Here is a 20,754-nt window from a genome sequence, read left to right as displayed (position 1 = left end):
TATGGGACATGGATTGGCGTACATATCTGTTGGAAGAGGTTCGTATGAACAAAGCATACGGCAAGCTATCTATTTTATCGAAATAAGAAAGCGGGGAGTTTCGATGAGTCAACAAGCCTACAGGTTGGAGAAAGAAATCACGAAAAAGGTATCGATGGATTATCTGCTTCATTTACCGGAAGGATATGATCGGGATGGCGATCAGACATGGCCTGTCATCCTGTTTCTTCACGGATCAGGGGAACGAGGCAGCAATGTAGAACTGGTAAAAGCCCATGGAGTTCCGCATATTGTGGATCAGGATCCCGCATTTCCGTTCATCGTCATTTCTCCGCAGTGTCCGGACCACTCGGATTGGAACGCCGAGAAAGAGGCTGTGATGGCAGCGCTGGATGAGGTGATGCATACGTATCAAGCCGATCCGACGCGTGTATATTTAACAGGATTAAGTATGGGGGGATATGGCACCTGGCAGCTGGCTGCCGAGCATCCGGGCCGATTTGCGGCAGCAGTACCTGTGTGCGGGGGCGGAAACCCAAGCCGTGCCGATACGCTTAAAGAGACCCCGATCTGGGCTTTTCATGGGGCGAAGGATGATGTTGTGCCATTGTCTGAATCGGAAGTGATGACCCAGGCTGTACAGGCGGTCGGGGGCGACGTGAAACTGACGATTTACCCGGAAGCCGACCATAATTCATGGACGGAGACGTACGATAATCAGAAAGTGTATGACTGGTTGCTGGAGCACTCGCTGTAATCTGTTCTGTTCCAGAACAGATATAAATGTAACGTGAGTGTATGGTCAAGCTGGAGGATAGACATCATGGTTACATGGTGCTTTTCTCCGGCTTTTTCCGTTAACATGATAGGCTGCACATTGACATGCAATCCGACGGGGAGTATTGTAATCCTCAAAAAAGAAGACGTATGAAATGGGAGAAAAGACATCATGACAAAGCCGTTAACAGAAAAAGAAAAAATGCTTCAAGGCAAACCTTATAAAGCTTTTGGCGAAGAATTGTTAGGCGATCGCCAGCATGCGAAGGAACTGGTATACGATTTTAACGAGCTTCGACCAAGTGAAATCGACAAACGCAATGACATCATCAGACAATTGCTTGGCAAGACGGGAAAGCATTTTTTCGTTGAGCCGCCCTTTCGCTGTGATTACGGCTACAATATTGAAATCGGCGAGAATTTTTATTCCAACTATAACTGCGTCATCGTGGATTGCAATCGGGTGAGTATTGGCAGCAACGTTTTGTTCGGACCGAACGTTAGCCTCTTCGCGGCAGGACACCCCTTGCATCACGACTTGCGGAATGCAGAGCTTGAATATGCCTTTCCGATTACGATTGGTGATAATGTCTGGATCGGCGGCAATACGGTGGTGAATCCGGGAGTGACGATTGGAGACAACACGGTCATTGGATCAGGCAGCGTGGTCACGAAGGATATCCCTGCCAATGTTGTAGCGGTCGGCAACCCATGCCGCGTATTGAGGGCCATCACGGATGAGGATAAAGACAAGTATTATAAAAATCTGAGAGTCGAGGATTAAATTGCTGGAGGGATTCACGATGAATAAACGCCAGACACCTAAGTTACCGCTGACCTCTGAAGAGAAAACGAACATGCGATCTTGCAAAATCAGGCTTAATGCGATTGCGGATATGAATGTCTCTGACTTGGCCGTAATATTGGGTTCATCGCCGGAACGGGCGGGGTACTTGCGTGCTTTGGCCGAATTTCAAGCAATCCCTTCCATTGGACCGAGAATTGCGGAGCGGATGGCCGCTTTAGGCTACGGTTCGCTGGAGGAACTCAAGACCTTGAACGGACCGGATCTGCTTGAGCAGTTGGAGAACCATTTCGGATTCTGGGAAGACCCCTGCCTGGAGGATGCCCTATGGTGCATGGTGCATCATGCCAATCATCCAGGCAGCGAGAAATGCTGGTTTGATTTTACCGATGCCCGAAAAGAGTATCGCAAGGAGCACGGGTATCCGGAGACGAGGCCGAAGACTGCATGGTACGATGTAAAGTCCGCGGGAAAATGACTGTGATGATAGAAAAAGTATTGTTCGTTTCAGATTCATAAGGGCCGGAGAACTTCAGGATATTCCTGATGGTTTTCCGGTTTTTTTGACTGAATCCGCAGCCCATAAGCGAGCAGAAAATGACTGAAGTTGAACGGCCGAAGAGAGGGATATCCCAAAATGTTGTTGTTCTTCTGATTTATCCGTAAAATTATAATATGATAGATTAGATGTTAGATGCATACCCGACTACACTCCACTAGGAGACGATCAAATAATGAATCCAAATGATACGATTAATGATATAGAGTGGCAGATGCTCATCCAAGCCGTTGGAGAGCAGTTTAGCGATCTGACGATTAAACGGGGATTTCAATATTTTAAGCAGGGGTTTGTACATCCGGGCAAGGCAAAGGATACCGGTCATATTGTGGCGATGGTAGAGGGAAGTGATGTTTATCGGGTTGAGCTTGATCTGAATACATTATCAGCAAGCCGATGCTCCTGTCCCGTGCCAAGCCACTGCAAGCATATCATTGCAGTCCTTCTGGATTATGTCAGCAGGCAGGGGAGATTCGTGCACGCCATAGTGAACGCCCATTCTACCCTAATGCTTAAACAGGCGGAGAAGACGCCGAACTCTGGGGCTCCGATGGCTGAACAAAGGGAAAAAGCCGTTACTGCCCTACAGGAGAAAGCCGCGCAGATTCCGGCAATGAGCATTGCGGAATGGCATGGCTTGTTCAAGCTGTGCATCACTCCGCTGGAGTTCAGGAGTCCTAATGCCGAATATGCCAAGAATGCTATGACTTCCATATACGCTATGAAGCCGGATCTTACACCTGTCATGGAACGGCTATATGATCTTCATGCCCATTTATTCATGCTCATCAAGCTGGTGAAACCGGCGCAGCAGTCTCTACGTTCGAGCCATTCGTATATTGGTTATCACACGCAGGTTGCCGCAGATGAACTGCAGAGTGACATGAAACGGATATTCGAAGATGGGCTTGATATAAGCACCGAACCGGAGCTGTGGCCGCGGATCACAAAGACGCTGACGTATTTGCGCAGGCAGATGCTGACGGAACCCAAAAGCTTCAGTTATTTATTCGAAGCCTATGATCAGCTCTGGTTGCACTGGCTTCACCCGAATCTGGAGGAGACGGAAATGTATTCCGAAGAGCTGCAGAAGCTGCAGTCGGCTGAGGAAGAGCTGGGCGATAGCCTTTCCCGGCTTCCATGGATGCTGGCCCAGAGCCGGATCTGCTTTTTCATGGGTGAAGACAAGCAGGCATGGGGATGGCTGCAAGCTGCAGACAAAGCGGCGATCATCCCGCAGGGGTATCTGATTTCATTCTTGAACGCTCTGGCTGCAGCGGAGGAATGGCCCAGGCTGCAAGAGTGGCTTGTCCATATCAGCCCGATGTTAAGCAGTCACCGCAAGGGACACTGGGATGATTATATGGAGTATTGGACTAAGACCATCCAACATTACCCCGAGTCCGAGACGCGGATGTGGGAGACGCTTACAGACATGCTGCCGCATTCCAAGGAGATTTATGAAGAAACGTTGCTGAGTTATGGAAAATGGCAGCGATGGATGGATATACAGCTCAGCACGGGAAAGGAACCTTTGGAGTTTCGCGTCAGCGTCCTGCAGCCGATGGAGAAGAATGCACCTGAGCTGCTGCTGCCTTTCTATCATCAAGCTGTAGAACGGTATATCCTGCTCAAGAACAGATCGAGCTATAAAGCGGCCGTGAAGCTTCTTAAGCGGCTATCCAAGCTGTACGCAAAAATGAAGCAGCAGGAGCGGTGGGAGCATTTTATCACCGCATTCGCCAACCGACACAGCCGGCTGCGCGCCTTGCAGGAGGAGCTTCGGAAAGGAAAACTGATATCATGAGCCTATATACGGATTACATTACCGTTCATGTCCGTTTGAGTGCTTATGGGGATGCGCTTATATACGGATCAACCGAGGGACACCGGTATGTGCCGGGAGTAGACATGAAGCAGCGGTTGTTCGCTTGGCATGAAGCTTCCTTCTATGGGACGGAGCTGGAGGTTCAGCAGGTTCAGGAACTTGAGCTGGTGGTGCTGCCTGCAGAACAGGTCCTGCCGTTCTTTGCTGAGAGGAGGCTCCTGGAACATATCACTTGGAACTGGGAAGAAGAAGCTCAAGAGCTTATCAGGCTTGCTCCTGCACTCCAAGCTTGCATCGATGAAAGACGTTTCATTCCAAGCCTCGCAAACTTTCAGGCAGGGAAATTGCGCTGGACCTGGGATGAAACGGCTCTCGATGCTCAAACGAGGAAGGAGATTGTCCGAAGCAGCCCGGAGTTTAGAGAAGGGCTGCGGGCTGCCTTTTCGTCCTTGGTATTCAGCAGATGCTACGGAACCGAAACGGCATCTTCTGATTTAAGGCGGGAATATCCGATGCTCTTCACCAAGGACGGCGCGGTGGCCGGAATAAATGAACAGGCCTGGTTGATTTCGATCGGATGGAAGGCGGATGCGGCACCGTTTCGGCCGCTCCTGCAATTATTGGAGCCGGATGATCAGGAGCCCGTCTGGCGCCTGAAGCTGGTGCTTCAGGACAAGCTGGATCCTTCGGTGCTTTCTCAGGTCCGGCTTGGGGAGGACGGATATGCGTCCGGCGTCTGGCCGGATGCTTGGACAACCCATGTGCGCGAGCGTTCTGTCGGTTGGATGGAGCATCTTCGCGCGAGCCTTCCGGGAACGGTTCGATCAGGGCAGAGCGATGATATCTTCAGCAAGCCTTTATCCGACGCGGCGGCCTGGCAGTTTCTGACGACGGATAGCCGCCGTTTGCTTGAAGCGGGATGGCAGGTGCTTTTGCCCGCCTGGTGGGAGGCAGCAAGCCGCAGAAAACCGAAGCTTCGAGCCAAGGTCCGCTCCGGCGAAGGAGAAGAGAATGCCAAAGGCAGCGGAAGTTCATTGTTCGGCCTGGATTCCATCATCCAGTTCGACTGGCGCGTGGCGATCGGAGAGACCCAGCTCACCGAACATGAGTTTAACGAGCTGGTTGCCCGCAATGAGCGCTTGGTCAAGTTCCGGGGCGAATGGATTACGCTTGATCCCGTACTGCTGAAACAAATCGGGCAGATGATGGACGGAGTGGACAGCTCTCGGGGCCTGTCCTTCCAGGATGTGCTGCATCTCCATCTTCAGCGCAGCGAAGGGAAGCCTGGCAGGGGAACGCAGGAAGATGAGGATGAGTTGCAGGAAGCTCCGCAGCGGGTGGAGCTTGAAGTTGAGCTGAACGCGCATCTCGAGAGGCTGATCGGGCAGCTCGGGTCGCAGTCGGAATGGCCAAAGCTGCCTGTTCCTGCAGGGCTGAAGGCCGAGCTGCGTTCCTATCAATACGATGGTTATTCCTGGCTTGCTTTTCTGCGCAAGTTCGGGCTTGGTGCCTGTCTGGCGGACGACATGGGGCTCGGGAAGACCGTGCAGTTCATTACGTATTTATTGCATCTGAAAGAAACTGCAGCGGATTCGGATGTGCTGCAGCCTTCGCTGCTGATTTGCCCGACCTCTGTGCTGGGCAATTGGCAGAAGGAGCTTAACCGATTTGCGCCATCTCTGAACGTCATGCTGCATTATGGCAGCAGGCGGTCTGGGGGGGAAACGTTCCACAAGAGTATCCGGCAGGCAGATATCGTCTTGACTTCGTACGCAACAGCGACGCTGGATCAGGATATGTTGAAAGAATTCACATGGGAATCGCTGTGTTTGGATGAAGCCCAAAACATTAAAAATGCCCAGACGAAGCAATCGGCTGCCGTTCGCGGTTTTCCGGCAAGACACCGGATCGCGCTGACCGGTACGCCGATCGAAAACCGGTTGTCGGAGCTATGGTCGTTGTATGACTTCATGAACCCGGGCTTTTTGGGGAGCTTGCGGGCCTTCAACGTTCGCTTTATCCAGCCGATCGAAAAAGAGCAGGATGAAGAGCGCACGAAGCAGCTGCAGAAGTTGGTCAAACCGTTTATGCTCCGCCGGAAGAAGAAAGACCCTGCCATTCAGCTGGACCTGCCGGACAAGAACGAGATGAAAACATATATTCACCTGACAGCCGAGCAGGGGGCTCTTTACGATCAGACCGTGAGTGATCTGATGAATCGGGTGCAAAAGCTGGAAGGCATTGAGCGCAAAGGAGCGATTCTGGCTGCACTGACCCATCTCAAGCAGTTATGCGACCATCCGATCCTGCTGACGGGAGAAGGTTCTGAACCATCCCCGGATTGGGATGAAATGACGGATACGGCAATGCTGATCAGCCGTTCCTCCAAGCTTGAACGACTGCTGGACATGGTGCGGGAGCTTCGGGAAGAAGGGGAGCGCTGCCTTATTTTCACGCAATACATCGGGATGGGCGATATGCTGCGGCGGGTGCTTCAACAGGAGCTTCAGGAGCCTGTACTCTACCTGAACGGAAGCACCTCCAAATCCGCGCGCGACCGGATGATCGATCAGTTCCAATCCAGGACCCTGCCGCACGACGAACAGCCTAACGTATTCATCCTGTCCATTAAGGCAGGGGGTGTAGGCTTGAATCTGACCGCGGCCAACCATGTGTTCCACTTCGACCGCTGGTGGAACCCGGCCGTGGAGAACCAGGCGACGGACCGCGCTTACCGGATGGGTCAGACCAAGGACGTGCAGGTGCATAAATTCATCTCCCTTGGCACGCTTGAGGAGCGCATTGACGAAATGCTGGAAAGCAAGCAGCAGCTGAGCGATAATGTCATATCCAGCACGGAGAGCTGGATTACGGAACTGTCGACGGAAGCTCTGAAGGATCTGTTCACCTTGCGGAGCGATTGGGGAGAGTAGCTCAGTTAATCATGAGACGGACTATAGTCCGTCTCAAATCATTTATAAGGTGATGGAATTATACAACTTCTTCGGCATATTCTCGTTCATAGGGTTTCTTTTCGGATCAACACTGAATCTTCATGCTTCCCCAACTCGGGACCTATTTTCCCGTATATTTTACATAATAAGGAGCTTGCCTCATGGACCCTCAAGTGAAGTCCAAAAGATTCAATCGTAATTACGCTCTACAAATGGCGACGGTGTTCGTCGGATTCATCATCTTCGGCTTCTCTGAAAATATCAAAGGACCGGCCATTCCGCGAATTCAGTCGGATTTTGGCATTGACGAGATGCAGCTTGGGACGCTGCTCTCCCTGAACTCCTTGGGTTATCTGCTCGCCTGCTCATTCACTGCCTTTTTGACTCGAAAGCTCGGCATTAAGTTCGTAAGCTTGACGGCTTTTGGCGGCATGGCGGCCTCCGGCGTGCTGATTTTTTTGTCTAAGAGTTATCCGCTGTTCTCATCTTCCTACTTTTTGATGTATATCGGAAATGGAATGCTGGAGATTGCGCTGGCCATTCTGGGGGCGCGGATCTTTGTGAGAAACACGGGGACGATGATGAACCTTGCGCACTTCTTCTACGGACTCAGCTCGACCGTGGCGCCGATCATTGCTTCAGGGCTGATGAGTCTGACGATATTCGGGAATACCGTGGACTGGCGAGAAATGTATCTGATCATGCTGGCATTGTCGATCATACCGATGGTTCCGGCCTTTTTCAGCCGTTTTGCGGGGGATGAGACGCCTCCTGAGCATCGCGTGCCCCTGACTTCCCTGATGCGGGACCGCGGTCTATGGCTGATTGTGCTGATCTTGTCCTTTGGCGTCGTATCTGAGATGTCCGTCGGAGGCTGGCTGGTTAACTTTCTGGAAAAGGCCTATCACTGGAACACCGCGTCAGCTTCCGGGATGCTGTCCATTTTCTTTTTGTGTTTTTCGCTTGCGAGGCTGCTCCTGGGGCCTGTTACGGATAAAATCGGCTTTACGCTGTCGCTGATCATTTTGTCGGGATTTTCGGGACTCTGTACATTTACCGCTATTCTATCGGGAGAACAGGGAGCGATTTTCTTTGCGCTGGCAGGCATTGGTATCGCACCGATTTATCCGACGGTGATGGCTGTGATCGCTAAACGGTATCCGAATGAGAGTGATACGGCGATCACGTTTATCGTGACGATGATGGGAATAGGCAGTGTCATCGGAAATTATTTGATTGGTGCAATTATCGACGGTACCAAGGGATTTTATGAGGCAAACTCGCAGCTGGGATTGGTGCGCGGACTTCAGGCAGGGTATGTTTTTATCGGACTCTGCGCAATCATCTGTGCTTTGATGAGCCTGCTGCTGTATGGATTTATGAAAAAAAGAGGAGAGCTGCTGTAAGCGGGAAGTCGTCATGCTCGGCTGCTACGTCTCCATCGAAAAAAAGACAAAGCCCCGGTCACGTGCCGGGGCTTTAAAAGTTTTCCAGCTCATTCCATTTTTGGAGTTCTGTTTGCACATTCGCTTCCGTATATTTAACAGGGTATGGCAGGCCGGCTGTCGTCCATTTGAATAATGCCCAAAAGTTAAAGCGTTTTAATTTATGTGAAAGCGGAAGGAGATGTGCATGGGTACATTTTCAGGTAAAACCGGTAAGCGGCTGATATCGCTGCTGCTTGCGTTCATGGTGCTTTTGTTCCCTTTTCAGAGCAAGAATTTCGCGGAAGGAACGGCATCCGCAGTAACGTTGGCAGAATGGAAATTCAACGCTAACCCTACAGATTTAGGTGTATTCCCGGCGACGGACGGGGTTTATAAGAACAGTTCGAATCTTCAGCCGGTACCGCAGCGGCAGTACTTTGACTGGAACAATGACAATAAAGCGATACGCTATCAGGAGTGGCAACAAGAAGCTGGCAAAGAAAAATATTGGCTCGTGAATCTATCGACCAAAAATTATCAAAACATCACACTTACGTCGGCACAGCAGGGAAAGGGAACCACAGGTCCGCGTGATTTCAGGGTTCAGGTAAGCACGGATCAGCAGAACTGGACGAACGTTACCGGTGAGGGGACGGCGGTGGCTGATCTTGTCTTGAACCCGGATACGTCATCCGTTCTGAATCAAGTTCCGCTGCCTCCATTGGCCAACGACCAGGCGCAGCTATATATCCGCTGGACTGTGATTTCAGACAAGAGCACCAGTAATTCAGCGATCGGAGACCGGGGATCAAGCCAGCTGATCAGCATTACGGTGAAGGGGGAGCTCCAAGAAACGGCACCTTCGGCTTCCGATACGGAAGCACCAGCGATCCCAGGCGTTGTCACGGCAACCGGTATTACTTCGAATGCAGTTCAACTGGCATGGGCCGCTTCAACGGATAACACCGCTGTAACAGGCTACAACATTTACCGTGACGGTGCCAAGATCGGCGGTACGAGCGCTTTATCCTATACGGATTCAGGGTTGGCAGCAAACACGGTTTACCGGTATGCGGTGACGGCATCGGACGCCGCCGGTAATGAATCGGCTCCTGGCGCCACGGTGGAAGCGACCACCTTGGGCGCGAATGTACTTCAGGAAAAGGCTTTGCTCGCGGAATGGATTTTTGCAAACTCGGGCAGCGGCGGTGTTTTTCCAGCCACGAACGGTATAAACCCGTCTTCATCCAGCTTCCGGAATGTAGGCGGCTATTTCGAGGATTATGACAGCAGTCAGCATTCCATCAGCTACCAAGGCTGGGACAACGGGAGCGGCAAGAAGTACTGGCTAGCCAGCGTAACCACCCTAGGTTATGAAAATATTACGCTGTCTTCCCAGCAGACCTCATCCGGAACGGGACCGCGCGACTTTAAAGTACAGATCAGCAGCGACAACCAGAACTGGACCGATGTGCCTGGCGCGACGCTAAAGATGGCACTCTCCAGCTTTAACTGCACGGGCAATACATGCAAATTGGCAGACGTTTCCCTTCCGGCAAGCGCGAACAATCAGAATACGCTGTATATCCGCTGGATGGTGAGCTCGAATACCAACACGAAGGGGACACAAGGGATTGGCAGCACTGGGTCCAGTCTGATCAAGGATATTCGCATATCGGGTACTCTTCAGCAAGGGGGAGGAGGACCGGTCGATACGCCAACGACGGAGCTGTCGAAATTGCCGAATTCCGGCGACAGCAGCGTGCTGCCATCCGCACCGGTGACAGTAACTTTCAATAAGCCGGTATCTTTGAATGCGGGCTACAGTGTCAGCGTCCTAGACAAAAACAATGCGGCACTCGGTTCTGTAACGGCAGAAATCATCAATAACAACACGCTGAATATCAAGCATCCTTCTTTTGTAAATGGGCAGTCCTATACCGTCAGGGTTCCGAAAGAGCTGATCAAGGGCAGAGACGACCAGATCCAGCTGACCAAGGACATCTCCTGGAGCTTTACGATTCAGAACACGCAGGGGACACCATCCGTACCGAAGCTGATCAATATGACGCTGAATGGGGACACCAAAACAACCCGTTCCTTCGCGTGGTACACCGATGTGACGGCGGCATCCATCGTGCAGGTGGTGGAAGCGTCGAAGGCGACGGGAAATGCTTTCCCTGACAGCGAAGCGTTGACCTTCCAAGGAACAACGGAAGAAATTCAGACCTATGTGACCAAAGCAGACCGGACAGCCAAGAAGAAGAAGAAATTCTACAGCCATAAAGCGGCAGCATCCGGGTTATCACCGGGAACAACATACAAATACCGTGTCGGCAGCGGAGCCTCGGACAGCTGGAGCGCGGTAGGAAGCTTCACAACCGATGTGCCGGGCAGCCAGCCGTTCCATTTTATCGCGGGATCGGATTCGCAGGCTTCCAGCAAGTCGGATTTCGAGCCATGGGCAGATACGTTCAAGAAGGCCATTCAGACGATCGGCGATCCGAAGTTTCTGATCAATGCAGGGGATTTGGTCGATAACGGCGATCTGGAAGAGCAGTGGCAGTGGTTGCTTGGACTTCCTCAGGATCAGCTGCTGAATGTCCCAATCGTGCCAGTCGTCGGCGGACATGAGGTTCAGGATTACGATGGCGACGAAACGACGCCGAATTCCAATTTCTACTATCATTTCAATCTGCCGAAGCAAGTTGTGGCCAGCACGCATGACGGTTCCGTGTATTCCTTTGAGTATGGAGATGCACTGTTCCTGGTTTTCAATTCGCAATATGCGGGGGAACTCGCCAGCAATGGAAAGGACATCAAGAAGCAGGATCAGCAATTTGCGGATCAAGTGGAGTGGATGAAGTACGTGGTCGCCAAAAGCAATGCCAAATGGAAATTCGTCACTTTCCACAAAGGGCCTTATTCCGCCGGGGATAATGCGGGCGAATGGGAGGATGACCGCGTTCAATTCTATAAAAAGGTACTCGTTCCCGCATTTGACGAGATGGGTATCGACATGGTCTTCGAAGCCCATGACCATATGTACATGAGATCTTATCAAATGCTGAACGACAAGGTGATTCCAACCAGCCAGATTACAGTGGATGGACAGGGCAACGCCGTTAATCCGAAGGGTACGATTTATCTGATGTCGAACGCGTTTGGAGATAAATTCTACAACAAATATCCGGGTTACAATGATTATTTCGCAGCGATCGACACTCAGCCTAACAAAAAGATGTTTACAGACGTCTCCGTTTCGAGCGATGTGCTGCAAATCAAAGCATACACCGCCGCCAAAAAGGATGAAAAATCCGGCGATAACGGCGTCAAGCTATACGATCAATATGGCATCAAGCGGACGGATACCAAGCCGGCCAAAGTCGAAAACGCCAAAGTTCAGGTCAGCAGCGGCAAAGCCGTGATATCCTGGAAGACGCCATCCTCGAGCAGCGAGCCCGTTCGAGGCTTCCGGATATACGAGAAAAACGGCAAGATCAAAACGTATTGGAATGTGTACGTAGCTGCTGAATCCGGCAAGACAGACTACAGCTTTACAGTGAACAACATCAATGCTTCGGAAAAATACCAATTCGTCATCCGGGCGGTTGGCAGCCGCATGAACTCCGACACGGTGGAGGTAAGCATAAATTAGCAGCAGGATGTAACGTTCTATGAAAAACAGCCTTGGGCTTTTAGCTCAAGGCTGTTTGCGTGTACTGCACACCGCCTGCGGGACCAGAATTGCTGCGAGGCAGATTTCTTTTTAACGTATCATACAGCCTGCCGGCGGCCAGTCGAGGGGGATAATCAGCCGATTTGCACAGCAGGCCGCAGGTCATATCCACCTCGTTCCCTTGCAGCGGCCGGATCACCGTTCCGGCAGGTTCGGGATGAAGCACCGACAATGGCACGAGAGCAGCGCCGATACCGCTCTGGACATAGAATTTCAAAGCAGACATGCTGCCGATCTCCAGCGTATTCAGCGGGGGCCCGCCTGGCTCCTGCAAGATCATTTCCAGTTTGCGCCGGTACGGACAGTCGGCCGAGGTGATGAGCAGCCGGTGATCCCGCAAATCCTGCATGGTGATTATTTCCTTGTTATTCAATGGATGCTGTTCGGGCAGCAAAACAACGAAATGCTCTGTAAGCAGTGGTTCGAAGTACAACTCCGTTCCCAGCAACGGCGGAGAGCATATGGCCAGATCAAGTTCACCATGCTGCAGCTGTTGGCTTAAAACCGGGGAACTGGCGATAGAAATCGACACCCGAATATGGGGGTATTCCCGTAGAAATCCGGCGAGTACATGCGGCAGCCGATAGCTTGCGATCGGTTCCACAACGCCGAACCGCACATGTCCGGCTTCGCCGGCTACAAGCTCCGTCATCGTGTCCTGCAGCTGCTCGATATCCCTGACGATATGTGCGCTTTGTTCAAGGAAAAGACGACCGGCTTCCGTCAGCTCAAAGGATTTACCCCGTTGAATGAGACGCATACCGAGCTCGGATTCAAGCTTCTGTATCTGCATAGTAACGGTAGACTGCGCATAATTCAGCTCTTCCGCTGCGCGGTTGAAGCCCCCAAGGGCAACGATGCGGTGAAAAGTTTTGACCGCTTTAAGATCCATGTCTCCTCCTATTGATTCAATAATTATGAATTAACAGTTCATATAGTTCAATTATACAGATAGATTCAATTCAGATACAATGACTTTGCCGGCAAAAGAAAACAAGGAGGTGTATAACTTATGCCATTTGTACGTATAGACTTGCACGCAGGAAAGTCGAAGGAAGAGCTGTCCGTTATCAGTCGTGCCGTTCACCAGTCCATGGTGGATACGATCGATGTGCCCGAGGATGATTATTTCCAGGTGATCTCGACGCATGCGCAGGGAGAACTTTTATACGATAGAGCCTATTTGAACATCGCAAGATCGGATCAGCAAATCTTTATTCAGATCACCATGAAGGAAGGACGCGCAACCCGGAAAAAGCGGGCGCTATACGCCCGGATTGCGGAGCAGCTTGAAAAGAATGCCGGTATCCGGCCCCAGGATATCATGATTATTTTAACGGAAAATACGCAGGATAACTGGTCGTTTGGCAACGGGATCGCTCAGCTTGCTACTGATGCATGAGCCTGCTTGCATGGGCATGACGTCGGTCACCCGCAGGCTTTTGCCAATTCATAATAGATAAGGAGAGGATTGCGAATGGAATTGCTTGATAAAAAAGTACTGGTCACGGGCGGAGGTACAGGGATAGGCAGAGCGGTATCGCTGGCGCTGGCAGAGCGCGGGGCCGCAGTGGCTGTGAACTATTCAAGATCTGTGGGAGAAGCTGAGGAAACGGTTCGGCTGATTAAAAGCCAAGGCGGACATGCGCATGCCGTACAGGCGGACGTCTCGCGCGAGCAGGAGGTGCTGGCCATGGTAGATACCCTTGCACGCGAATGGGGAAGCATCGACTTGCTGGTCAACAATGCCAGCGTAACCCGTCATATTCCGATGAATGACCTTCATGCGGTGACGGATGACGCTTGGGACGAGTTATTCCAAATTAACGTGAAGGGCATGTTTTATTGTGCCAGAGCCGTCGCGCCTTATATGCTGAAGCAAAAGAAGGGGGCGATCGTCAACGTCGGCAGCATTGCCGGAATCACGGGATCAGGCTCATCGCTGCCGTATGCGGTCTCCAAGGCGGCCGTCCACGGGCTTACCCGTTCTTTGGCGAGATCGCTCGCACCGCATATCCGGGTCAATTGCGTTGCTCCCGGAGCGGTGCTTACCCGGTGGTGGGAGGGACGGGAGAAGCAGATGGAGCAGCTTGCGGGCAGCCTTTTACTGGGTGAAACCGCATTGCCGGCGGATATCGCCCATATGATCTGTGCCGTGCTGGAACAGGAAGCTCTCACAGGGCAGATTATTACGGTGGATGCCGGACAATCCATGTAAGGCCGCAGATGCGGTCTTTTTTTAGTACATAGCGGGATGAACAACTTGCTCACAGGGCTTATTTTTAACCACAAACCCTTACCGCACCCGAGCCACGACGCCATTATGCACCTTGATGTATCCATGTCTGCAAATATCAAAGCCATTCTCGTAAATGTACAGTCCCATTTGCTGAACTGTCATCAATTCGCGGTACGTATGGTTCATCACATCGGCCATGATCTGATAGAACAGGCGGGATCTGAGCTGATTTCTTGGCGTCGTCATGATGGCATAACCTCCGGGCTTCAGAAAACGCCGATGCCAGTCGACAACCTCCGGTTTGATCTCATCGGGAAAATGCTCCAGCAGCCCGACAGACAGAACCATATCGAATTCCTTGCCAAAGGGCAGCTTACGTATGTCATCGACCACATACTCGATGTTGAAATCATTTTTGTAGTATATCTGCGGGCTGCCGGTCTGAGGATTATCCCCGAGGAAGGGGTAGGATTCCGGGAATTCCGCGAAGCGGGTGCTTCGGCAGTATTCGTCATAATCCACCATAACCACTTCCGCTCCGGGGTACATCGCCGCAAGCTGCATCGCCTCATAGCCTTCTGCTGCGCCAAGAAACAAAATCCGCGGCTTCTGCACATCCAGACCTTCGAATAAAGCTCGTTTTCCTCTCGGGTCCCAGACGCCGTCCTGAATGCGATGCACGTAATTCCACAGGTGAATGCGGAGCACGTCTCCGATCCCTTCGCGAACCTGATGAAAGTTAAACGCTTTCAATCCTTTGAAGAACGCGGCCTTTTCTTTGGTAATCTCGGCGGGTACGTCCTTGATGAACCACTGGTGGAATGATTGATTAAAGTGGGTCCAAGCCGTATGTGCATCCATGCTGGTGCCATGCTCCTGCTCCCATAATTTACGGTCACGGGCCACGCTTTTGACTTCGTAAGGCTTACCGACATCCTTCCAGGATAACAGGGACCAGTCATTAACAGGATTGAAGCATATAAACTTCTGGTATTCCGGGGAAATGTGTGAGCGGAGATCCACGCGATAATTCGGCATCAGTTCCGTATGTTCCATCTTCGCGGCAGAATACAGCCTTTCATCCGTTTGGACGACAGGTCCGGCACTTTCATTCATGCAGCATCCCTCCTTATGTTCACAATAAGGCGATAGGGAGAAATTTACAACATGTAATATGGAGCAGTGTTGTGTTCTTACTGCATTCCAGCTAACTTTTTACAATTTTTTCAATTCCGGTTCAAGCGGTGGCAGATCGGTTACAAGTAAGTATCAAACAATACGACGTTAAGAAAAGGGTGATTTATATGTTAGGTTGGGCTATATTATTTCTGATTATTGCTGTGGTGGCAGGGATTTTCGGATTCTTCGGAATCGTCTCCGCTGCGGTTGGCATCGCGAAAGTGCTGTTCTTCATCTTCTTGATTTTGTTCATCGTATCGCTTATTTTCGGACGTGTCAGAAGACGATAGTCCTCAGGCATACGGAAAACAGAACTGAAAAAAACGGGTGGTTTCCCACGTTGGGAGGCTGCCCGTTTTTTACTTGTGCTTCCCTATCAACGTGATACCCTATAACTAAAATCATTACGATTCGTTTAGCTCTTAAATGAACGGAGGCGAGTGCTTTGCAGGAATTTATCGGCCGCTGCCGCAGTTGCGGCAAAGCAATCTATTGCGAAAACGGATTTCTGAACGGTACGGTGCAGGAGGATCAGACACTGGAGTGCTTTGAATGCCAGGAGCAGCGTGAGAATCCAGAGCCATAAGCCGGGGAAGAGGCAGGCTCAACGTTTTTTTACAAACATCTATTATGAATGGCGGAAAGGCGGCCCGGGGGGCTGCCTTTTTTGGATGATGCCGCCACAGGGTGATCAAGTCTATGTGAAGAATTGAAGCAATCCGGAATCATTACTGGATTTTGTATTGACAAGCAAACGGTTCCATTATATAACAGCTATTGCTTACTCATTCATACCACTAACCATTTATGTAATAAAAGATTTAATTAAAGGGGTTTATTTATGAAAAAACAAGGTCTGATCATTATGGCGGGAATCGTCCTGATCGTCATTCTGCCGATCTTTCTGATTGCCAGCTTGATCATTTCGTCTGACGATGGACCGGACGCAAGCCAAGGAAGATTGGACCTTAGCAGTTGGGACTTTGCACGGAATGGAACGATCCAATTGACGGGGGAATGGGAATTTTACAGAAGCCAGTTGTTGACTCCGGATGACTTTCAATCCCCCGGCGCCGCCGGAAGGCAACAGCCGAAGCTGACGGGCATGGTGAAGCTGCCGGGGAAATGGAATGACTACATTGGCGGAGATCATCAGCCGACGGCCGAAGGATATGCCACATTCCGTCTGCGCGTTCATCTGCAGAATACGGAAGAAGCGATATATGGCATCCGGTCGGGAAATATCCGGACGGCCAACCGGATATTCGTGAATGGGCAGGAGGCGGGGGCAAGCGGGACACCTGGAACATCGGCCGAAGAAGAACAGCCCGATAATATTCCATACGTCGGATTCGCGAGCATAACCGGCCATGAAGCGGAGATTATTGTCCAAACATCCAATTATGCATATGCTTCCGGAGGAATATTCTCCCCAATCCTGTTTGGGGATAAAACGTCAATCCTGCGGAGCAGGGAACTGGACATGTTTATCGATTTCATGTCTGCGGCAGGGTTTCTGATTCCGGCATTGTATATTCTGGTGCTGTATAGATTGCGCAAGAAGGAACCTTCACTGCTGTACCTCGGACTTTTCTGCTTATCATCCCTTATCTATGTTCTGCTGCACGGAGAAAAATTGCTGGGCAATCTATGGCCGGGCATGGACTATGAATGGTTCATCAAGCTTCAGTTGTTCTCGTCCGCCCTGATCTACTTCTTTTTGCTGAGATACGTTGGCATGGTGGTTCCAAGATCCATACCGCGCGTTGTGCTGAGATTGTGTGACGGGGCAACGGTGGTTGTCGTGTTGATGGCTCTGATGCTTCCGACGGTCGTGTTTTCCAAAATGGAGCCGCTCCTGCTTGCCTATTCGTTTACGGCCGTGAGCTACATTGCTTTTGCGATGTTCCGGGGGATGCGCCGCCAGTCCGAGGATGCTGGGCTGCTGCTCATCGGGATGCTTAGTATTTTGATTATTATCGTGGCGAATGTGCTTACTCTGATGGGTGTCTACAACAGTCTGAAGCTGGTTCCCTACGAAATGCTGCTATTTGTCATTACGCAGGCGCAGCTGCTCTCGCACCGATTCGCCAGGGCTTTTGCAGAGGTGGAACAATTGTCGCTCAAGCTCCAAACATTGGATGGTCTGAAAGACGAATTCATGGCCAACACCTCGCATGAGCTTCGCACACCTCTGCATGGAATCGTGAATATTGCCCAATCCTTGGTCGAAGGCGCCTCCGGTAAGTTGAACATGAAGCAGGCGCGGGACTTGTCCATGATTGTGTCGACAGGCAAACGACTGTCTGTTCTCATCAATGATATTTTGGACTTCAGCAAATTGAAAAACGGTGAGATCGTGCTAAACCGCCAGCAGGTTGATTTAAGGGCAATTACCCGTTCGGTCATGGAAATCACGCTGCATGTTTCCGAAAATAAACCAATCCGGTTCGAGGAGCATTGGCCGGAGCACCTTCCTTTATTAGTCATGGACGAGGAACGTCTCCGGCAAATTTTGTACAATCTGTTGGGCAATGCGGTCAAGTTTACTTCCGAAGGCGTCATTCGTATGGAGGCCAAAACACTGGAGACCGGTAACATGGTTCAGTTTACGGTGTCGGATACCGGTATTGGCATAGCCCATGATCGGTTGCAGGATATATTCAAATCCTACGAGCAGGTAGGAGCGACGGGGGAAGCGGAATCCAACGGGACAGGGCTTGGCCTCAGCATATCCAAAAAGCTGGTGGAGCTTGGAGGAGGGGAGATCTGGGCGGAATCCGATCCGGGTTTAGGCTCATCGTTTCACTTTACGCTCCCTGCGGTTGAGTCGTCTGAAGCCGTCAAAGAGGATTCGAGAGTTGGCGTTCGAAAGAGAACATCTGATTATGACATGTACGAAGAAGATGCAATGACAGATGCGATGGTAACCGAAACCAGATCAACCCTGCTGTTGGTGGATGATGATCCCGTCAATCTCCAGGCACTGAGGGGGCTTTTGGCGGCAGAAAATTGCAGACTGATCTTAGTGGACAATGGCGCTGACGCGCTGGAGCAAATCCGTACCGGCCAGTCTATTGATCTGGTTATTACTGACTGGATGATGCCTGATATGTCGGGCATCGAACTGTGCAGAGCCGTCAGGCAGCAGTTTTCGCCGTTTGAGATGCCGGTTCTGATGCTTACGGCGCGTGGATTGCCGGAGGATGTAAGGATCGGTCTTGAGGCGGGGGCCAATGACTTTCTGCGCAAGCCCGTGGATGCTGACGAACTAAGGGCCCGAGTACGGAATCTGATTGAGCTTCGGAAATCCGTGCGCCGGACCATTTCGACCGAAATGGCATTTTTACAGGCTCAGATCAAACCGCATTTTTTGTTTAACGCTTTGAATACGATCATATCCCTGCTTCCGGACGATCAAGAGAAAACGACAGGTCTGCTTATGGAACTCAGTCATTATTTGCGGGGCAGCTTTGACTTCCAGAACCGGGAACAGTTGACGACCTTATCTAAGGAGCTTGCTTTGGTTCACTCTTACTTGATCCTTGAGAAGGCGCGTTTTGAAGAGCGGCTGGAAATTGTGTATGACATCGATGCAGAACCGACCGGCTTCATTCCTCCGCTGAGCATACAGCCGATTGTGGAGAATGCGGTACGGCACGGCATTATGCGACAGGAAGCGGGAGGCAAGGTCGGGATATCCGTTCGGGAAGATGCCGATAAATTATGCATTTCCGTGACGGATAATGGCGTAGGCATGCAACAAGAATACGCCGAACGGCTGCTCACAGCAGATTCGCCGGATAGCGGCGTCGGATTGCGTAATATAAACACCAGACTGCTGACGCAGTATGGCAAAGGTTTGAAGATCGAGAGCGCTCCTGGCCATGGGACGACAGTCATCTTTGAAGTACCGAAGGGGAGCTTGAAGCAGCAAGAAAGGGGGAACAAGAAGATTGAAGGCAGTGTTGATTGATGATGAGAATCCGGCATTACTTCAGCTGGAAAGGCTTATCCTCGGTGATGGGCGGCTATCGGTCGGCGGTAAATTTACCCGGGTCAGCCTGGGGCTCGAGTATGTGGCAGCAAACCCCGTAGATGTCGTGTTCCTGGACATTGAGATGCCGGGAACGAACGGCTTGGAGGCGGGGGAACAGTTGCTTGCGATCAGGCCGGATATTCAGATCGTGTTTGTTACGGCATATCATCACTATGCCATAGAGGCTTTTGAACTGAATGCGCTGGATTATTTGCTCAAGCCGGTTGAACCGACGCGATTCGCCAAGACGGTGAGCCGAATCGAATCACGGCTGAGAATGAACCGGAATGTGCCTGAACAGCCTGCCCCCGCAGCATCCATGATTGTTTGCTTCAAGCGGCTTTCGATTGAAGATGGCTCTGCTGCAGGAGGTCTGCTGAAATGGAGGACACAAAAGGCACAGGAGTTATTCACCTTTTTGCTTCATGAGCAGGGCCAGTGGGTAGCCAAGGACGTAATACTGGAGACGCTTTGGCCGCAGCTTCAGGTGGATAAGGCGACAACCCAGCTGCATACTTCCGTGTATCAGGTCCGAAAAATGCTGAAGCAATGGGGTATCCAGGCTTTCATAGAGTATTCGCATGACAGCTATCGTTTGATGCGGAATGGATATTTGACCGATGTGGATCTCTTCATGCGCGGCAGCCTGATGGCGGAAGTAACGACGCAGCAGGAGTGGGAGCAGCTGGAACAGAAACTGAATCTTTACCAAGGAGATTATCTGGAGGAGCATGACTATTTTTGGGCGAAGCCTGTCCGGGAAGAATTGCGGCGCAGGTATATTCAGGGCTCCCTGGCGGCAGCTGCCTACGAATTGAAGGCGGGAAGAGAACATCAAGCCTTGCAGCGGCTGCTCTCCATAAAGACAAAAGAACCTTACTCGGATGAAATATGCCGAAGTGTAATGAAGGCTTATGTGGCACTCGGAAATACGCCGGCAGCAGTACAATATTACCGGGACTTTGCTTCCCTGATCAGCAATGAACTCGACACCAACCCGGAATCTCAGACCACAAGGATGTATCAGGAACTCTTGGAAAAATAGGCAAGTAAAAAAACCTTTGTCACGGACAAGGGTTTTTTTACTGCGTTTTTTACTCGGAGAATGTCGTAATTTGCACATTTTCTCATTTTTTTCTCTTTTTCAACATAACTGCCCAGCAGCAAATTGCGGCACAAAAAACGACAATAATAGGGACGAGTTGATT

The 20,754-nt window shown here is 51.1% G+C and carries 15 protein-coding genes; 13 read left to right on the top strand and 2 right to left on the bottom strand.

All coding sequences use genetic code 11. From position 1 onward, the window contains the following. Positions 1-103 precede the first annotated feature (103 nt). From GRF59_RS27690 to GRF59_RS27660, 7 genes are all read left to right on the top strand, one after another. Positions 104-757 (top strand): carboxylesterase family protein, encoded by a 654-nt coding sequence (locus GRF59_RS27690; protein WP_160500966.1) that lies wholly within the window; start codon positions 104-106, stop codon positions 755-757. 192 nt (positions 758-949) lie between these two features. After that, positions 950-1,561 carry a sugar O-acetyltransferase gene (locus tag GRF59_RS27685; protein ID WP_160500965.1) on the top strand — a complete coding sequence of 204 codons (612 nt, stop codon included), beginning with the start codon at positions 950-952 and terminating at the stop codon, positions 1,559-1,561. 19 nt (positions 1,562-1,580) lie between these two features. Further along, positions 1,581-2,060 carry a helix-hairpin-helix domain-containing protein gene (locus GRF59_RS27680; RefSeq protein WP_160500964.1) on the top strand — a complete coding sequence of 160 codons (480 nt, stop codon included), beginning with the start codon at positions 1,581-1,583 and terminating at the stop codon, positions 2,058-2,060. Between the two features lie 256 nt (positions 2,061-2,316). Next, positions 2,317-3,948, top strand: a complete 1,632-nt coding sequence (locus tag GRF59_RS27675; protein WP_160500963.1) for an SWIM zinc finger family protein — start codon at positions 2,317-2,319, stop codon at positions 3,946-3,948. Then, positions 3,945-6,902 carry a DEAD/DEAH box helicase gene (locus tag GRF59_RS27670; RefSeq protein ID WP_160500962.1) on the top strand — a complete coding sequence of 986 codons (2,958 nt, stop codon included), beginning with the start codon at positions 3,945-3,947 and terminating at the stop codon, positions 6,900-6,902. The genes GRF59_RS27675 and GRF59_RS27670 overlap by 4 nt, the downstream gene beginning before the upstream one ends. Before the next feature lie 182 nt (positions 6,903-7,084). Next, positions 7,085-8,329 (top strand): MFS transporter, encoded by a 1,245-nt coding sequence (locus GRF59_RS27665; protein ID WP_160500961.1) that lies wholly within the window; start codon positions 7,085-7,087, stop codon positions 8,327-8,329. 226 nt (positions 8,330-8,555) lie between these two features. Next, positions 8,556-12,008, top strand: a complete 3,453-nt coding sequence (locus tag GRF59_RS27660; RefSeq protein ID WP_160500960.1) for a fibronectin type III domain-containing protein — start codon at positions 8,556-8,558, stop codon at positions 12,006-12,008. 40 nt (positions 12,009-12,048) lie between these two features. Here GRF59_RS27660 and GRF59_RS27655 read toward each other — a convergent pair whose 3' ends face one another. After that, the gene (locus GRF59_RS27655) at positions 12,049-12,981 is read right to left on the bottom strand and encodes a LysR family transcriptional regulator (RefSeq protein WP_160500959.1); all 933 of its coding nucleotides are present in this window, start codon (positions 12,979-12,981) and stop codon (positions 12,049-12,051) included. Positions 12,982-13,101: 120 nt separating this feature from the next. Between GRF59_RS27655 and GRF59_RS27650 the strand changes: the two genes are divergently transcribed. Beyond that, complete coding sequence (locus tag GRF59_RS27650; RefSeq protein ID WP_160500958.1) at positions 13,102-13,491, top strand: tautomerase family protein; 390 nt, start codon at positions 13,102-13,104, stop codon at positions 13,489-13,491. A 75-nt stretch (positions 13,492-13,566) separates the two neighbouring features. After that, positions 13,567-14,307: an SDR family NAD(P)-dependent oxidoreductase gene (locus tag GRF59_RS27645; RefSeq protein WP_160500957.1), complete on the top strand. Its 741-nt coding sequence runs from the start codon at positions 13,567-13,569 to the stop codon at positions 14,305-14,307. 78 nt (positions 14,308-14,385) lie between these two features. Here GRF59_RS27645 and GRF59_RS27640 read toward each other — a convergent pair whose 3' ends face one another. Then, positions 14,386-15,444 carry a class I SAM-dependent methyltransferase gene (locus tag GRF59_RS27640; RefSeq protein WP_237392100.1) on the bottom strand — a complete coding sequence of 353 codons (1,059 nt, stop codon included), beginning with the start codon at positions 15,442-15,444 and terminating at the stop codon, positions 14,386-14,388. 188 nt (positions 15,445-15,632) lie between these two features. Here GRF59_RS27640 and GRF59_RS27635 point away from each other — a divergent pair, with 188 nt between their 5' ends. From GRF59_RS27635 to GRF59_RS27625, 4 genes are all read left to right on the top strand, one after another. Then, complete coding sequence (locus GRF59_RS27635; protein ID WP_136609071.1) at positions 15,633-15,797, top strand: DUF1328 domain-containing protein; 165 nt, start codon at positions 15,633-15,635, stop codon at positions 15,795-15,797. Positions 15,798-15,952: 155 nt separating this feature from the next. Beyond that, positions 15,953-16,093 carry a hypothetical protein gene (locus GRF59_RS29545; RefSeq protein WP_202128914.1) on the top strand — a complete coding sequence of 47 codons (141 nt, stop codon included), beginning with the start codon at positions 15,953-15,955 and terminating at the stop codon, positions 16,091-16,093. Between the two features lie 255 nt (positions 16,094-16,348). Then, complete coding sequence (locus tag GRF59_RS27630; RefSeq protein ID WP_160500956.1) at positions 16,349-19,483, top strand: ATP-binding protein; 3,135 nt, start codon at positions 16,349-16,351, stop codon at positions 19,481-19,483. Further along, the gene (locus GRF59_RS27625; protein ID WP_341480151.1) at positions 19,473-20,591 is read left to right on the top strand and encodes a BTAD domain-containing putative transcriptional regulator; all 1,119 of its coding nucleotides are present in this window, start codon (positions 19,473-19,475) and stop codon (positions 20,589-20,591) included. Before GRF59_RS27630 ends, GRF59_RS27625 begins: the two co-directional genes overlap by 11 nt. Positions 20,592-20,754 lie beyond the last annotated feature (163 nt).

Origin of the sequence: Paenibacillus dendrobii (assembly GCF_009807035.1) — a bacterium.
GTDB classification, from domain to species: Bacteria; Bacillota; Bacilli; order Paenibacillales; family Paenibacillaceae; genus Paenibacillus_AQ; species Paenibacillus_AQ dendrobii.
The sequence above is the reverse complement of the archived record's forward strand: the minus strand, read 5'-3'. Positions and strand labels throughout refer to the sequence as shown.